This is a genomic window from Actinomadura scrupuli (genome assembly GCF_050971785.1).
GTDB classification, from domain to species: domain Bacteria; phylum Actinomycetota; class Actinomycetes; order Streptosporangiales; family Streptosporangiaceae; genus Actinomadura_E; species Actinomadura_E scrupuli.
Genome location: NZ_JBPCCU010000011.1, coordinates 162074 through 176874, shown reverse-complemented (window position 1 = coordinate 176874; position 14801 = coordinate 162074). Strand labels below are relative to the sequence as shown.

12 protein-coding genes are annotated in these 14801 nt (G+C 73.0%); 7 read left to right on the top strand and 5 right to left on the bottom strand.

Features of this window, described 5'->3' with window-relative positions:
• The first annotated feature begins 45 nt into the window (after positions 1-45).
• The 3 genes from ACRYCC_RS36875 (at position 46) to ACRYCC_RS36865 (ending at position 4071) form a co-directional block, all read left to right on the top strand.
• Entirely contained in the window at positions 46-1299 is a 1254-nt protein-coding gene (locus ACRYCC_RS36875; RefSeq protein WP_433818694.1) for an acyl-CoA dehydrogenase family protein, read from the top strand.
• A gap of 3 nt (positions 1300-1302) precedes the next feature.
• Positions 1303-2202, top strand: coding sequence for an amidohydrolase family protein (locus tag ACRYCC_RS36870; protein WP_433818693.1), 900 nt, complete (start codon positions 1303-1305; stop codon positions 2200-2202).
• Positions 2203-2289: 87 nt separating this feature from the next.
• Entirely contained in the window at positions 2290-4071 is a 1782-nt protein-coding gene (locus tag ACRYCC_RS36865) for a class I adenylate-forming enzyme family protein (protein WP_433818692.1), read from the top strand.
• 9 nt (positions 4072-4080) lie between these two features.
• Here ACRYCC_RS36865 and ACRYCC_RS36860 read toward each other — a convergent pair whose 3' ends face one another.
• A complete protein-coding gene (locus tag ACRYCC_RS36860; RefSeq protein WP_433818691.1) occupies positions 4081-5202 on the bottom strand; it encodes an acyl-CoA dehydrogenase family protein in 1122 nt (373 codons plus the stop codon).
• A 63-nt stretch (positions 5203-5265) separates the two neighbouring features.
• Positions 5266-6621, bottom strand: a complete 1356-nt coding sequence (locus ACRYCC_RS36855) for an ABC transporter substrate-binding protein (RefSeq protein WP_433818690.1) — start codon at positions 6619-6621, stop codon at positions 5266-5268.
• A gap of 169 nt (positions 6622-6790) precedes the next feature.
• Here ACRYCC_RS36855 and ACRYCC_RS36850 point away from each other — a divergent pair, with 169 nt between their 5' ends.
• On the top strand, positions 6791-7228 hold the full coding sequence (locus ACRYCC_RS36850) for a nuclear transport factor 2 family protein (protein ID WP_433818689.1): 438 nt from the start codon (positions 6791-6793) through the stop codon (positions 7226-7228).
• Between the two features lie 21 nt (positions 7229-7249).
• Here the strand turns inward: ACRYCC_RS36850 and fabG are convergent, their stop codons facing one another.
• From fabG to ACRYCC_RS36835, 3 genes are read right to left on the bottom strand one after another with little or no spacing between them, the layout of a single operon-like run.
• Entirely contained in the window at positions 7250-7993 is a 744-nt protein-coding gene (fabG, locus tag ACRYCC_RS36845) for a 3-oxoacyl-ACP reductase FabG (protein WP_433818688.1), read from the bottom strand.
• 44 nt (positions 7994-8037) lie between these two features.
• Positions 8038-9609: a class I adenylate-forming enzyme family protein gene (locus ACRYCC_RS36840; protein WP_433818687.1), complete on the bottom strand. Its 1572-nt coding sequence runs from the start codon at positions 9607-9609 to the stop codon at positions 8038-8040.
• A complete protein-coding gene (locus ACRYCC_RS36835; protein WP_433818686.1) occupies positions 9606-10847 on the bottom strand; it encodes an acetyl-CoA C-acetyltransferase in 1242 nt (413 codons plus the stop codon). The genes ACRYCC_RS36840 and ACRYCC_RS36835 overlap by 4 nt, the downstream gene beginning before the upstream one ends.
• 232 nt (positions 10848-11079) lie before the next feature.
• Between ACRYCC_RS36835 and ACRYCC_RS36830 the strand changes: the two genes are divergently transcribed.
• The 3 genes from ACRYCC_RS36830 to ACRYCC_RS36820 all read left to right on the top strand — a co-directional run bounded on the left by ACRYCC_RS36830 (position 11080) and on the right by ACRYCC_RS36820 (position 14752).
• Positions 11080-12690 (top strand): AMP-binding protein, encoded by a 1611-nt coding sequence (locus ACRYCC_RS36830; RefSeq protein ID WP_433818685.1) that lies wholly within the window; start codon positions 11080-11082, stop codon positions 12688-12690.
• A 58-nt stretch (positions 12691-12748) separates the two neighbouring features.
• A complete protein-coding gene (locus tag ACRYCC_RS36825; protein ID WP_433818684.1) occupies positions 12749-13516 on the top strand; it encodes an SDR family NAD(P)-dependent oxidoreductase in 768 nt (255 codons plus the stop codon).
• A gap of 72 nt (positions 13517-13588) precedes the next feature.
• The gene (locus ACRYCC_RS36820) at positions 13589-14752 is read left to right on the top strand and encodes a thiolase family protein (protein WP_433818683.1); all 1164 of its coding nucleotides are present in this window, start codon (positions 13589-13591) and stop codon (positions 14750-14752) included.
• The last annotated feature ends 49 nt before the right edge of the window (positions 14753-14801 follow it).

Genomic DNA, 14801 nt, shown 5'->3' with positions numbered 1-14801 from the left:
AAGCCCCCGCGATGCCAGGCCCCCGACACGCCGAAGGAGTCACCGGTGGATCTGCAGGACACCGCCGAGCAGGCGGCCTTCCGGGCCGAGGCGCGAGCGTGGCTGGCCGGCAACGCGCCCGCCTTCGCGGGCTCGGTGCGGCACCGGCTGCACTTCGAGACCGCCGGGTCGGCCGAGGAGTACGAGAAGGCCGAGAGCGCGAGCGTCCGCGCCGCGCAGGCCTGGCAGGCCCGGCTGCACGAGGGCGGATGGGCGGGGATCTCCTGGCCGGTGGCGTTCGGCGGCCGGGGCGGGACCCCCGCCGAGGAGGCCGTCTTCGCCGAGGAGGCCGCGGCGTTCGACGTCTCCACCGGCCCGCTGCTCATCGGGCTGTCGATGGTCGGGCCCACCCTGATGCGGCACGGGACCCCCGAGCAGCGGATGGAGCACCTGCCGCCGCTGCTGCGCGGCGAGCGGGTCTGGTGCCAGCTCTACAGCGAGCCGGAGGCCGGCTCGGATCTCGCGGCGCTGCGCACCCGGGCGGTCCGGGACGGCGCCGACTGGATCGTCAGCGGGCAGAAGGTGTGGACCTCCAGCGCGAGAGTGGCCGGCTGGGCGATCCTGCTGGCCCGTACCGACCCGGACGTGCCCAAGCACCAGGGCATCACCTACTTCCTGGTGGACATGCGGACCCCCGGCATCGAGGTACGGCCGCTCCGGCAGATGAACGGGTCCTACCACTTCAACGAGGTCTTCCTCGACGAGGTCCGCGTCCCGGCGGCCAACGTGGTCGGCGAGGCCGGCGGGGGATGGAAGGTCGTCCACACGACGCTGGCCAGCGAGCGGGCCATGATCGGTGGGGGCGGCGGCGCGAAGGCGGCGGCGCTGCTGGCGCTCGCGAGCTCCCAGGGGCGGCTCGCCGATCCCGTCGTCCGGCAGGGGCTGGCCCGGGTGCACACGCTGGACGAGATCCTGCGCTTCCTCGGGCTGCGGATGCGCGCCGCGCTGGGCAAGGGCGTGCCGCCCGGCCCGGAGGCATCGATCATGAAGCTGCTGGTGGCCCGCCGTGCCCATGAGGCCGCCGAGCTGGGCCTGGTCATCGAGGGCGCCGGCGGCCTGCTGCTCGGTGACGACGCGCCCGCGGACGGGGAGTGGCAGCAGCAGTTGCTGAGCGCCCAGGGCCTGCGCATCGGCGGCGGCACCGACTCCATCCAGCGCAACGCCATCGCGGAGCGGATCCTCGGGCTGCCCCGGGAGCGGGCCGCCGACCGCGACGTACCTTTCCGCGAGCTGATCACGCGGCGACCCGAGGGGGAGTGAGCGATGTCCATTCCGGTGGGACAGCCGATCATCGACACGATGATCGGGTTCCCGATGCGGGACCCGGCCAAGACCTACGACTTCATCACCCGGCAGACCAAGGACGCCGAGTCCAAGCACGACCTGAAGATGCCGGCCGGCTACATGTTCAAGGACGTCCCCGGCGACGCAGACCTCCCGGCGGACCCGGTCGCGGTGACGCTGGGCCAGATGGACCGGCACGGCATCGCGGTCGGGCTGGTGGGGATCAGGAGCGAGGACGGCCGGCGGGCGGTCACCGGGCACCCGGACCGGTTCGCCGGCTGCCTGTCGATCGACCCCAACCAGGTCATGGACGCCGTGCGCGAGATCACCGCGATGCACGCGGAGTACGGCATCAAGGCCGTGGACGTCTTCCCGGCCGGCGCCTTCCCGCAGGTGGCGATCAACGACAAGAAGATGTACCCGATCTACGCCAAGTGCGTGGAGCTGGGTCTGCCGATCTTCGTGTGCGCCGGGGTGCCCGGCCCCCGGGTACGGCTGGACCCGCAGCGCGTGGAGTACCTCGACGAGGTCATGTTCGACTTCCCGGAGCTCGTGCTGGTCACCCGGCACGGCTGCGAGCCCTGGACCGCCCTCGCCGTCAAGCTCATGCTCAAGTGGCCGAACCTGCATTACTCCACCAGCGCGTTCGCCCCCAAGTACTACCCCAGGGACATCGTGGACTTCGCGAACTCCCGGGGCGCCGACAAGATCATCTACGCGGGTTACTACCCGATGGGGCTGACCCTGGACCGGATCATGACCGAGCTTCCCGGCGTGCCGTTCAAGGACTCGGTGTGGCCCAAGTTCCTGTACGACAACGCCGCACGCGTGCTGGAGATCGGCTCACCCCGAGCGGCGGATGAGCCCGCCACGTCCTGACGTCCCGGCCACCCCGAAGGCACACCGAGAAGACCGCCCGCACACCCAGCCGCGGACGTCCGCGGACCCTGCCCCCGGGAGGCTGCCATGGCCGAAGAGACACTCGTCGACGAGTCCGCCGGGGACGGGCTGCCCGCCGGGAGGTTCGGGACATCCGCGGAGGCGGTCACGCTGACCTGGCGCGGCGACGAGCTGCTGGACGACGAGCTGCGCGCGATGCTGACCGGGCCCGGCGGGCCGTTCGAGCGGCGGATCGAGCCGGTGCTGGGCGCGCCGGCGGAGGTCTTCGTCCAGCGGGCTCCGCACGTGCCCGCGCTGCTGGCGGACGCGGCGCGGCGCACGCCCGACGACCCGTACCTGGTCTTCGCCGGCGACCCCGGTGAGACCCTCACCTTCGCGCAGGTGCTTCGGCTGGTCGCGGCCTACGCCGAGGTGCTCTCCACGCGGTACGGCGTCGGCAGGGGAGACCGGGTGGCGGTGGCGGCGGCCAACTCCCGCGACCACGTGCTCACGTTCTGGGCGACGCTGTCGCTGGGCGCCGTGATGGTGGGCCTGAACGGCTGGTGGACCCCGGCCGAGCTGGACCACGGCATCGAGCTGACCGAGCCGCTCGTGGTCTTCGGAGCGGGCAAGCCGCTGGCCCGGCTGAGGGAGACCCGGGCCGCGGCCCGGGTCGTCGTCGCGTCCTTCGAGGAGGTGCGCGAGGCGGCCACCGCGCTGGCCGACCCGCCGGGGAGCCTGCCGAGGGTGGAGATCGGCGAGGACGACCCGGCCGCGATCATGTTCACCAGCGGCACCACCGGCCGGCCCAAGGGAGCCACCCTCTCCCATCGCAACTTCGTGCACTTCGGGCTGTTCGGCGGGCTCGGCGGCGCGGTCGCGACGCTGACCGGCCCCGCCGGGCGGCGCCAGGTGCCGCCCGGCGTGCAGCGCGCCTCGATCTGCTCCAACCCGATGTTCCACGTGTCCGGGGCGTGCGTGGTCCTGGTCAACGGCCCCACCTTCGGTATCAAGCTGGTCTTCCCGCCCGAGGGGCGCTGGGACGAGGAGGTGGCGCTGCGGCTGACGCACGAGCACCGGCTCACCCAGTGGAGTGGGGTGCCGACCCATTTCTGGCGCATGCTCACCCACCCTCGGTTCGAGTCGTACGAGACCGCGCAGGTGACCACCATAGGCAGCGGCGGCTCCACCTTCGCTCCGGAGCTGCTGCGCCTGATCGGGGAGAGGATGCCCGGGGTGCAGGTCACCAACGGCTACGGGATGACCGAGACGACCGGCACCGGGACCTTCCTCAACGGCCGGGAGATGGACGGTCACCCGGCGTCGGTCGGCGCAGCGGCGCCCACGATCGCGGTACAGGTGCGCGACCCGGACGGCGGGCCGCTGCTGCCGGGAGAGGTGGGGGAGATCTGGATCAGCGGTGCCGGGGTCTTCCTCGGCTACTGGCAGGACCCCGGCGCCACCGCGGAGGTGCTGACCGAGGACCGCTGGTACCGGTCCGGCGACTACGGGCGCATCGTCGACGGGGTGCTCTACCTGGAGAGCCGGATGCGGGACATGATCATCCGGGGTGGGGAGAACATCTATCCCATCGAGATCGAGTACCGCCTCGTGGAACACGCCGGCATCGCCGACGCGTGCGTCATCGGCGTGCCGCACACCGTGCTCGGCCAGGAGGTCAAGGCACTGGTCGTGCCGCGGGAGGGGGCGAGCCTGACCGAGCGCGAGGTGCGCGACTGGGTGGCGGCCGCGCTGGCCGCGTTCAAGGTGCCGTCCTACGTGGAGTTCCGCACCGAACTGCCCTACAACGAGACCGGCAAGGTCATGAAGCGCAGGCTGGAGCTGGAGGCGGAGACGGCCGCGGGCTGACCTGGCGTTTCACCGCCCGGCACCGATGCGCTCGACCAGCAGGTCCCGATGGTGGTCGGAGCCGCCGAACAGCAGTTGCGAGCTCTTGGCCCGCCGGAAGTACAGGTGGGCGGGGTGCTCCCAGGTGACGCCGATGCCGCCGAGGACCTGGATGGTCTCCGTCACGACCCGCATGTAGGCGTCGGTGCAGTGCGCCTTGGCGAGGCAGGCCGCCGCGGGCAGTTCCGCGCCGCCCCCGGCCGCCGCCCACAGGGCGTAGTGGGCGGCCGACCGGGCCGACTCGACGTCGACGAACATGTCGGCACAGGCGTGCTTGACGGCCTGGAACGCGCCGATCGGCCGGCCGAACTGCACCCGGGTCTTGGCGTGCTCGACCGCCATCTCCATCACCCGCTGCGCGCCGCCGACCGACTCGGCGGCCAGCGCGACGGCCGCGTGGTCCAGCACCTCGGCCAGGATCCGCGGGGCGTCGGCGCCGCCCCCGACCGGATGGGCCGGGGTGTCGGCGAACTCCAGCCGGGCCAGCCGGCGGGTGGCGTCGAGGGTGTTCAGCGCCGTCCGGGAGAGTCCCTCGGCGTCTCCGGAGACCGCGTAGAGGCCGGTCCCCTGGTCGCCGCTCGCGGTGACCAGCACCAGGTCGGCCAGCCGTCCGTCCAGGACGAACTCCTTGGTCCCGCGCAGCAGCCACCGGCCGCCCGAACGCCGGACGGTGACCTCCCGGGCCGGGGCGTTCCACTCGCGGCCGGGCTCGCTGAAGGCCAGGGCGGCGACGGTGACCCCGCAGGCGATCCCGGGCAGCAGCTCCCTGGCCGCACCCCGGTCGCCGGCGGCGAGGATCGCGCGGGCGGCCAGGACGCAGGTGGCCAGGTACGGGGCGCACAGCAGCGCACGCCCCATCTCCTCGATCACCACTCCGGCCTCCAGCGCCCCGAACCCGGCACCGCCGTACTCCTCGGGAATGGCCAGTCCCTGCAGGCCCAGCTCGCCGCCCATCCGGCTCCAGACCGCCGGCTCGTACCCGCTCGCGGACTCCATCAGGCGGCGTACCTCGGCCTCGGGCGAGGCCTTCAGCAGGAAGGCCCGCACCGTGCGGCGCAGCTCCTGCTGCTCCTCGCTGAAGGTGAAGTCCATGGTGTCTCCTCAGGCGGGCGGGAACGAGCGGGCAGGGAGCACGGAGGTCCGGGGACGCCTGTCTCAGCCCTCGCCCTGCTTGAGCAGCGGCGACTGCGTGTTGGACGGCCACGTCGGCCGGTGGTAGCCGCGGAAGTGCAGCTCACCGCCGCGCAGTTCGCGGATGGTGAGGAAGTCGCCCTTGTAGCCGCGGTGGTCGTACTCGGCGAAGGTGAGGTAGCACCCCGGGCCGCCGTTGGTGCACGGCATCCACTTGATCTTCTCCAGGCCGGCCTTGACCTCCTCGGGGGTGGCGATGCGGGCGTTGCCGATGCCGAGGATCGCGGCGCGGGCGGTGTCGTAGGACAGCGCCACGACCACGTTGCGCGAGACCCGGCCGAACCGCGCGTCGAAGCGCTCCAGCATCGCCTCGTAGTTGGGGTTCGCGCCGTCCTCGCCGAGCTGGTCGACGCCGTGCCAGCCCTCCAGGCCCTCCGCCCACTTGTTGGAGTTGGAGTAGAACATGAACGCCGTGCCCATGAAGCGCGGCGGATCCCAGTCGAGCGCCTTGAACGCCTCGGCGAAGCGGAAGGTCGAGTAGCCGTAGCCCATGTAGACGATCGACTCGGCGCCCTGCTCCCGCATGGTGGCCAGGTGCTGCTGGAAGTTCCGCGGGTTCGGCCCGAGCTGCACCTCTTTGACGATCTCCAGGTCGTACTGCCGCGCGGCGGTGCGGAAGTAGTCCGCGTACAGGTCGCCGGAGGAGCCCTGCTCCCAGAAGAAGCCGACCTTGCGGTGGTCGTTCTGGAAGCACCAGTTGGCCGCCATCGCCCCCTCGGTGGGGATGTCGCCGTTGGCGACGGTGAAGCAGTACTCGCCGAAGAACCGGGTCGTCCCGGTCCAGCCCAGGCAGGCGACCCCGGTGGAGTTGACGGTCTCGCAGAGGTTGACCGAGTTGTCGGAGATGAAGGGGCCGATGACGACGACGCAACCCGCGTCCACCAGCTGCCGGTAGCCCTTGCGCACCTTCAGGTAGTTCTCCCGGGGCAGGCCGCGGGCGTCGACGGTCACGATCTCGACGGGCCGGTCGTAGACGCCCTCGTTGAGCGCGTCCTCGACGGCCAGGATGATCGGGTCCATCAGGTCGGCCAGCAGCTGGCCGAGGTCCATGTCGATGAGGACGCCGATCTTCACCGGCTCGAACGGGTCGCCCTGGCCGGTCACCCCCCGGGTCGGCGGGTAGATGACGATCGATTCGACCGCCTTCTCGCCGATCCGGCCGCTGCCCTGGTACCAGCGCTCGTTCTTGTAGTCACCGCCGGCCGCGGTGTCGGTGCCGGAACGTACCGTGGAGACAGCCCGGTCGGTCTGGGCGATGCCGTGGTCCACCGGGGCGGGGAACATACGGTCCGCGTAGCGCGGGCTGTCCTGCTCGGTCATCCGGAGCCTCCTTCGCGCCGGCGTCGCCGGCGCCACGTCACAGAGACACGTCGTGGACGTGTCCCGCCAACTTATATATAAAATCCACACTACAGACAAGCCGCCCGGCGAGGCGCGACGGGCAGGCCGGGCCCGGACCGCTCTGGGCGAGGTACGGAAGGGCGGGACGATGGCCGAAGCCACGGATGCCGTGCAGGGCGTGGACACCGGGCGGATCCGGGACGAGCTCGAGATCCGCAACGTGCTCGCCCGGATCGCCCGGCTCTCCGACATGGGCGACCTCGACGACTACGCCGCGCAGTTCACCGGCGACGCCCACTGGGAGATGCCCGGGGCGCCGCCCAAGCACGGCCGGGCGGAGATCCGCGCGGCGGGTGCGGCCCGCCGGGCCGAGGGGCTCACCGGTCCGGGCAGCCAGACCCGGCACGTGGTCGGCACCGTGACGGTGACGGTCGACGGCGACCAGGCCGTGGCGGAGTCGTACTGGCAGTTCTACGCCGACACCGCCACCGCTCCGGCGCTGCGCTCCATGGGGCACTACCGCGACACCTTCCGCCGGACGGCACGCGGCTGGCGGCTGGCCCGCCGCGAGATCACCAGCGGCTGACGCGCGCGGTGGCCGGCCGCGCTACATGTGCCTGCCGCCGGTGACCTCCAGCACCGTGCCGGTCATGTAGCTGGACAGATCGCTGGCCAGGAAGAGCGCGACCTTGCCGATCTCCTCGGGCTCGGCGGCGCGGCCCATCGGGACGCCGTCCAGCTTCTCCTGCCAGATCTCCGGCCGCAGCGCCTCGGTCATGGCGGTGCGGACCAGGCCGGGCTGGATCGCGTTGACCCGGACCCCGAGATGGGCGAGCTCCTTGGCCCCCGCCTTGGTCATCCCGACGATGCCGGCCTTGGCGGCGCTGTAGTTGGTCTGTCCAGGCAGGCCCACCTTGCCGGAGATCGAGGAGATGTTGACGATCGCACCGCGACCCTGCTCGCGCATCCGCAGCGAGCCGTACTTCATGCCCAGCCAGGTGCCGTACAGGTGCACGTCCATGACCTGGCGGAACTGCTCGGTGGTCATCTTGCGCAGGGTGGCGTCCCGGGTGATGCCCGCGTTGTTCACCAGCACGTCCACCGAGCCGAGGACCCGGGCGCACTCGGCGACGAGCCGCTCCACGTCCGCTTCGTCGGTCACGTCGCAGCGCACCGGGATGACCTCGGCGCCGGTCGCGGCGAACTCCTTGGCCGTGGCGGTCACCGCCTCCTCGTTGATGTCGGCCAGCACCAGGCGCGCCCCGTGGCCGGCGAAGACCCGGGCGATGGCGAGCCCGATCCCCTGGGCGGCTCCGGTCACGATGGCGGCCTGTCCATCCAGCAGTCTCATCCGCTGTCCACCCTTCCTGTCGGATATTCGTGGTCCTGCGCTCCCTACGGGGAGGGGCGCTCGCCGGAGTAGCGCCGGCGCAGCTCGGCCTTGAGCACCTTGCCGGTGGCGTTGCGGGGCAGCGCGTCGAGCACCTCCAGCCGTTCGGGCCACCGCCGTACGGGGACGTCGCGGCGGCGCAGGAAGCCGGTGAGCTGCGCCAGCGTGGGCGGGGGGTCCTTCCCGGACGGGACGATCACGGCACAGGCCAGCTCACCCCGCACTGGCTCCGCCAGCCCGATCACCGCGACGTCCGCCACCCCGGGATGCGCCAGCACCTCCTCCTCCACCGCCCTGGCGCTGATCGTCTCGCCCTTGCGGATGATGACGTCCTTGAGGCGGCCGGTGATGGTGACGTTGCCGTGCTCGTCGAGGGTGCCGAGGTCGCCGGTGCGCAGATAGCCCTCGGCGTCGAAGGCGTCCGCGTCGAGCGCCGCGTCGACGTACCCGCGCATCACCTGCGGACCCCTGGCCCGCAGTTCGCCCTCCTCGCCGGGGCCGAGCTCCCTCCCGCCGGGACCGACCACCCGCAGGTGGACGCCTTCGGTGGCCCTGCCCTCGGTACGGGCCAGCGCCTCGTCGGGATCGCCGGGCGCGCTCATCGTGAGGATCGGGGCCTCGGTCATCCCGTAGCCCGACAGCACCCCGACCCCGCCGAGCTCGCGTTTCACCTCGCCGTGCAGGGTCGCCGGCTTGGGCGCGGCGCCACTGGTCAGCGCGCGCACCCGGGGGAAGAGCCGCTCGTGCGGGCGGCGCCGCTGGGCCGCCAGGTAGATCTGGGTGAAGACGGTGCCCGAACCGGCCAGGGTGACCCCTTCGCGCCGTTGCAGCTCCGTCGTGCGGTCGGGATCGAAGACGGCGTCGAGGATCAGCGTGCAGCCGTACATCAGGCAGGCGCCCAGCCAGGTGCCGCAGCCGCCGATGTGCGCGACGGGGAAGACCATGCCGACCCGGTCGGCCGGCGTGCACGCCAGCCGCTCGCCCATCCCCCGGGAGGAGGCCAGCACGGAGCCGTCGGTGTGCCGGGCGCCCTTGGGCTCGGCCGTCGTGCCGGAGGTGTAGAAGATCCAGCGCACCGGATCGTCCGCGGGCCCGGACGCGGGCTCGGACCTGGGGGGTTCGGACGCGGGGGGTTCGGATGTGGGGGGCTCGGGCCGCGACTCCGGCAGGTCGCCGCCGGCCACCAGCAGGTCGAGCCCCGGCATGCCGGCCGCGAGCTCACGCGCGGGCGTGCCGAGATCGCGGCCGTTCCACTCGGGCGCGACCACGAGCAGCCGGGCGCCGGTCTGCCGGACGACGAAGGCCAGATCCCGGGCACCGTAGACCGGCATGACCGGGTTCTGCACCGCGCCCAGCCGGGCCAGCGCGGCCGTGAGCACCAGCGCCTCCACGGTGGTGGGCAGCTGCCAGGTGACCGGCGTGCCCGCTGCCACCCCGCGCCCGGCGAGGCCCGCCGCCACCCGCCCGGCGTGCTCGCGGAACTCCCGGAAGGTCACGCGGCGGCCGTGCTCGTCCACCAGCATCTCGGCGTCCGGGGTCCGCGCCGCCCGCCACTCGACCAGCGACCAGAGGCTCACGAGGCGAAGCGCTCGAAGACGGCGGTCAGCCCCTGGCCGCCGCCGATGCACATCGTCTCCAGGCCGTACCTGCCGCCGCGGCGGTCGAGCTCGCGCAGCAGCGTGGTCAGGATCCGGCAGCCGGTGGCGCCGACCGGATGCCCGAGCGAGATGCCGGAGCCGTTGACGTTGGTCCGCTCCCAGTCGGCGGCGCCGAACCCCCACTCACGGGTGCAGGCCAGCACCTGCGCGGCGAACGCCTCGTTGAGCTCGATGAGGTCGATGTCGCTGAGCTTGAGGCCGGCCCGGTCCAGCGCCCGGGCGGTCGACGGCACCGGACCGATGCCCATGGTGCGGGGCGGCACGCCCGCCACCGCCCAGGACACCAGCCGGCCGAGCGGCCGCAGGCCCAGCCGTTCCGCGTTGCCGGGATGGGTGACCACGCACACCGAGGCCCCGTCGTTCTGCCCGCTGGCGTTGCCCGCGGTGACCGTCGCCTCCGGATCGTCCGCGCCGAGCACGGCACGCAGGCGGCCCAGGGTGTCGAGCGAGGTGTCGGGACGCGGGTGCTCGTCGGTGTCCACGGTGACCGGGCCCTTCCGGGCCGGCACGGTCACCGGGCCCTTCCGGGCCGGCACGGTCACCGGGATGATCTCCTCGGCGAAGTCCCCGGAGCGCTGTGCGGCGACGGCCCGCCGGTGGGAGCGGACGGCGAGCTCGTCCTGTTCGAGCCTGGGGATGCCGTACTCCCTGCGCAGGTTCTCGGCGGTCTCCAGCATGCCTCCCGGCACCGGATGCAGCCGGCCCCCGGCGGTGACACGGCCGCGGGCGAGCCCGTCGTGCAGCATCACGCCCTGGCCCTTGGCGCCCCACCGCATGCCCGTGGAGTAGAAGGGTGCCCCGCTCATGCTCTCGGCGCCTCCCGCGACGACCAGCTCGCTCACCCCGGTCTGCACCTGCATGGCGGCGTTCAGGACGGCCTGCAGGCCCGAGCCGCAGCGGCGGTCCAGCTGCATTCCCGTCACCGAGACCTCCAGCCCCGCGTCCAGCGCGGCGACCCGCCCGATCGCCGGTGCGTCGGGGGTCGGGTAGCACTGGCCGAGCAGCACGTCGTCGATGTCGGAGGAGGTCAGGCCGGTCCGTTCGACGAGCCCGCGCAGTGCCGTCGCCGCGAGCTCGTGCGCGGGCACGTCGCGCAGGGCCCCGCCGTATCGGCCCACCGCGGTCCTTACCGGTTCACAGATGACGGCTTCACGCATGGTCGGTCCTCCACTCGCGGGTACGGCCGGGGGATGACCTGGACACCGCCCGGGTATGTCCTCGACGTCCCCGAGTGTGGCACCGACGCCGGAACCTCGGATCGACCGGCACCGGCGCGGGGGAGCCGGATCCCATTGCCAGGCGGACGGGCCGCTCATTAAATATCAAAGTGAAGATATCAAATACTCGCATCCCTGTGATGCCGGAACCCTCCGCGGATAGGGTGCCGGCGTGGCCGCGAACCCGATCGCGCACCGGTCGACCCTGCCCGGAGTGCTGGAGCATGCCGCGACGCGTGATCCGGAGGCGCCGGCGATCATCGAGGCCGCGGGCACGCTGAGCCACCGGGAGATGTACGCGGCCGCACGCGACACCGCGGCCGGGCTGGTGGAGCTCGGCGTGGCCCCCGGAGACCGGGTGGGGATCTGGCTGCCGAACGGCGCGGAGTGGGCGATCGCGGCGTACGGAGTCTCCTGCGCGGGTGCGGTGGCCGTACCGCTCAACACCCGTTACACCGTGCCGGAGGCCGCCGACATCATCGCCCGGTCCGGCTGTGCCGTCGTCGTGGCGGACGGCGCGCCCCCGTACGGCTCCTCCCGGGACGGCATCGCCCCGTACGGGCCGGCTCCGGGCCCCGGTCCAGGTGACGCGGCCGCCGCGGCGGGGGCGCGGACGGTGGTGGGCGTGCGCGGGCTCGCGGGCGGCGGCACGGCCGCTTCGGCCGCCGAGGTCGGCCGCCGGATGCGGGCGCTCACCCCGGACGACCTCAGCCACGTCCAGTACACCTCCGGTACGACCGGCCGGCCCAAGGGCGCGCTGCTCCGGCACGGCGCCATGGTGGCGACCACCCGGACCTGGGTGGAGATCACCGGCCTGCGGGCCGGGGACCGTTATCCGGTGGTGGCGCCCTTCTCGCACATCGGCGGGCACAAGACCGGGCTGCTGGCCTGCGCGGTGGCGGGAGCCGCCGCGCTGCCCCAGGTCGCCCTCGACGTGCCCGTCCTGGTCCGGGCGATCTCCGAGCACGGCGTCACGGTGCTGCAGGGCCCGCCGACGATGTACCAGGCGCTGCTGGCCCGCGTGGCGGAGGGAGCCGCGGCTCTGCCGCGTTCGGTCCGGGTGGCGGTGACCGGGGCGGCCTCGGTGCCGCCCGGCCTGATCCGCGACCTCCGGACGGTGCTCGGTGTGCGCTCGGTCTTCACCGCGTACGGGCTGACGGAGGCGAGCGGGGTCTGCACGATGACGCGGGCGGACGACGAGGTCACGGCGGTGGCGGAGACGGCGGGGCGCGCGATCCCCGGCGTGCGGGTACGGATCGACGGCCCGGAGGGGCCGGGGGAGATCCTCGTGCGCGGCGCGGGCCTGATGGCGGGCTATCTCGACGATCCCGAGGCCACCGCGGAGGCCCTGCGGGACGGCTGGCTGCGCACCGGGGACGTGGGGGTGCTGGACGAGCACGGCCGGCTCCGGGTGGTGGACCGGCTCAAGGACCTGGTCATCGTCGGCGGCCTCAACGTCTATCCGGCTGAGGTCGAGCGGGTGCTGCTCGACCATCCGGCGATCGCGGCGGCCGCGGTGGTCGGCGTCCCGCACGAGCGGCTCGGCGAGGTGCCCGCCGCCTTCGTGGTCGGCGCCCAGCGGTCCCCGGGCGTGCCCGGACCGTCGGCGGCCGAGGTGACCGCGTTCTGCCGGGCCCGGCTCGCCGGGTTCAAGGCGCCCCGGACGATCTGGTGGGTGGGCGAACTGCCGCTCAACGCCGCCGGCAAGGTCGCCAAGGCCGAGCTGCGGATCGAGGCGGCCCGCAGGATGCGCGCTCTCCCCGCTGGTCCCGCCCACCCTTGATCCCTCTGCCGATCAACTGTCTATTATATTAATCATAAACTGCTTGAGGAGGCTGGTCGTGGACGCAGCGAAGAAGGTCGCCGTGGTCGTCGGCGGAGGGTCGGGCATGGGCCGGGCGACGGCCGAGCTGCTGGCCGGGCAGGGTGCGACGGTGGCCGTTCTCGACCTGCCGGACGGCAAGGGCGCGGAGGTCGCCACCGCGCTCGGTGGCGCCACGACCTTCCACCCGTGCGACATCACGGACGAGACCGGCACCGAGGAGGCGCTCAACGCGGTGCTGGAGGCGCACGGGGCGCTGCACATCGCGGTCAACACCGCGGGCGGCGGTTACAGCAAGCGGACCATCAGCAAGAGCGGGCCGCTCCCGATGGCCGACTTCCGGAAGATCGTCGAGCTGAACCTGATCGGCACCTTCAACCTCAACAGGTTGCAGGCCTGGCACATGAGCAAGAACGAGCCGGACGAGCAGGGCGAGCGCGGGGTCATCATCAACACCTCCTCGATCGCCGCGTTCGAGGGACAGATCGGCCAGGTGGCCTACACCGCGGCCAAGGCCGGCATCGCGGGGATGAGCCTGACGATGGCCCGGGACCTCGGCGGCATGGGCATCCGGGTGCTCGCCATCGCCCCCAGCCTGTTCGCCACCGGCCTGCTCGAGGGCGCCCCCGAGCACCTCATCGCCGACCTCACCAAGGACGCCGCCTTCCCCAAGCGCGCCGGGCTTCCGCACGAGTACGCGTGGCTGGCCGAGGCGATCGTCAAGAACCCGATGCTCAACGGGCAGACGATCCGCCTCGACGGCGGTCAGCGTTTCGCCCCGCGCTGAGGCACGCGCCGGGCCCCGGCGGGGAGCCGAGGCCGTGACCGACCAGGAACCGAAGCCGCAAGGGAGCCCCCGATGACGGAAGCAGTGATCGTCGCCGCAGCCCGGACGCCGATCGGGCGGGCCCGCAAGGGTTCGCTGGCCGACCTCGACGCCTTCCGGCTGGCCCGGGTCGCGCTCGCGGCCGCGATCGAACGGTCCGGAGTGGCCGCCGCGGACATCGACGACCTGGTGCTCGCCGAGTCGCTCCAGGGCGGTGGCGTGATAGGCCGGTACCTCGCCGTGGAGATGGGGCTGGCCCACGTACCGGGGCTGGCCGACAACCGGCACTGCGCGGCGGGCCTGAGCGCGATCCAGATCGCCGCGGGGTCCATCCGGGCCGGGATGGACCGCGTGGTCGTGGCCGGTGGGACCGAGAGCCTGAGCTCGATGCCGCAGGTGCTGAAGTCGACGCCGGCCTCCGCGAAGGACTACCGGCCGTGGGCCTCGCCGACCCATCCGGAGACCCCGCGGGCGCCGGCCTGGGACATGGCGGTCACCGTGGGCGAGAACACCGCCCGGCTGGCGGGCGTCACCCGGGCTGAGGCCGACGAGTGGGCGCTCCACTCCCACCTGCGGGCCGCCGCCTCGGTGGCCGAGGGCCGGTTCGCCGAGGAGATCACCCCGGTGGAGCTGCCCGACGGCCGGCGGTTCGACACCGACGAGCATCCGCGGGCCGACACCACGGCGGAACGGCTGGCCGGGCTGCCCGTACTCCACCCGGAGCTGGACGGCGCGGTCGTCACCGCGGGCAACTCCGCCGGGCTCAACGACGCCGCCGCGGCGGTCGTGGTCGTCAGCGACGGCTACGCGCGGGCCGCCGGCCTGACCCCGCTCGCCCGCGTGGTCTCCTGGGCCTCGGTCGGAGTGGAGCCGGAACGGACCGGGCTGGCCCCGACCCTGGCGGTGCCCAAGGCCCTCGACCGGGCGCGGCTCAAGGTCGCCGACATCGACCTCTTCGAGATCAACGAGGCGTTCTGCACGGTGGCCGTGGCGTCCAGCCGGATCCTCGGCATCGAGCACGACATCGTCAACGTGAACGGCAGCGGCTGCGGGCTCGGCCATCCCATCGCGGCGACCGGCACCCGCATGGTCGTCACCATGCTGGGCGAGCTGCGCCGGCGCGGGGGGACGCTGGGCTGCGTCTCGATGTGCGCCGGCGGCGGCATGGGCTCCGCCCTCGTCCTCGAACTGCTCTGAACGCCGGACCCCCACCGCTCCCGCCCCTGCCCGACCACGACCGAAGAGG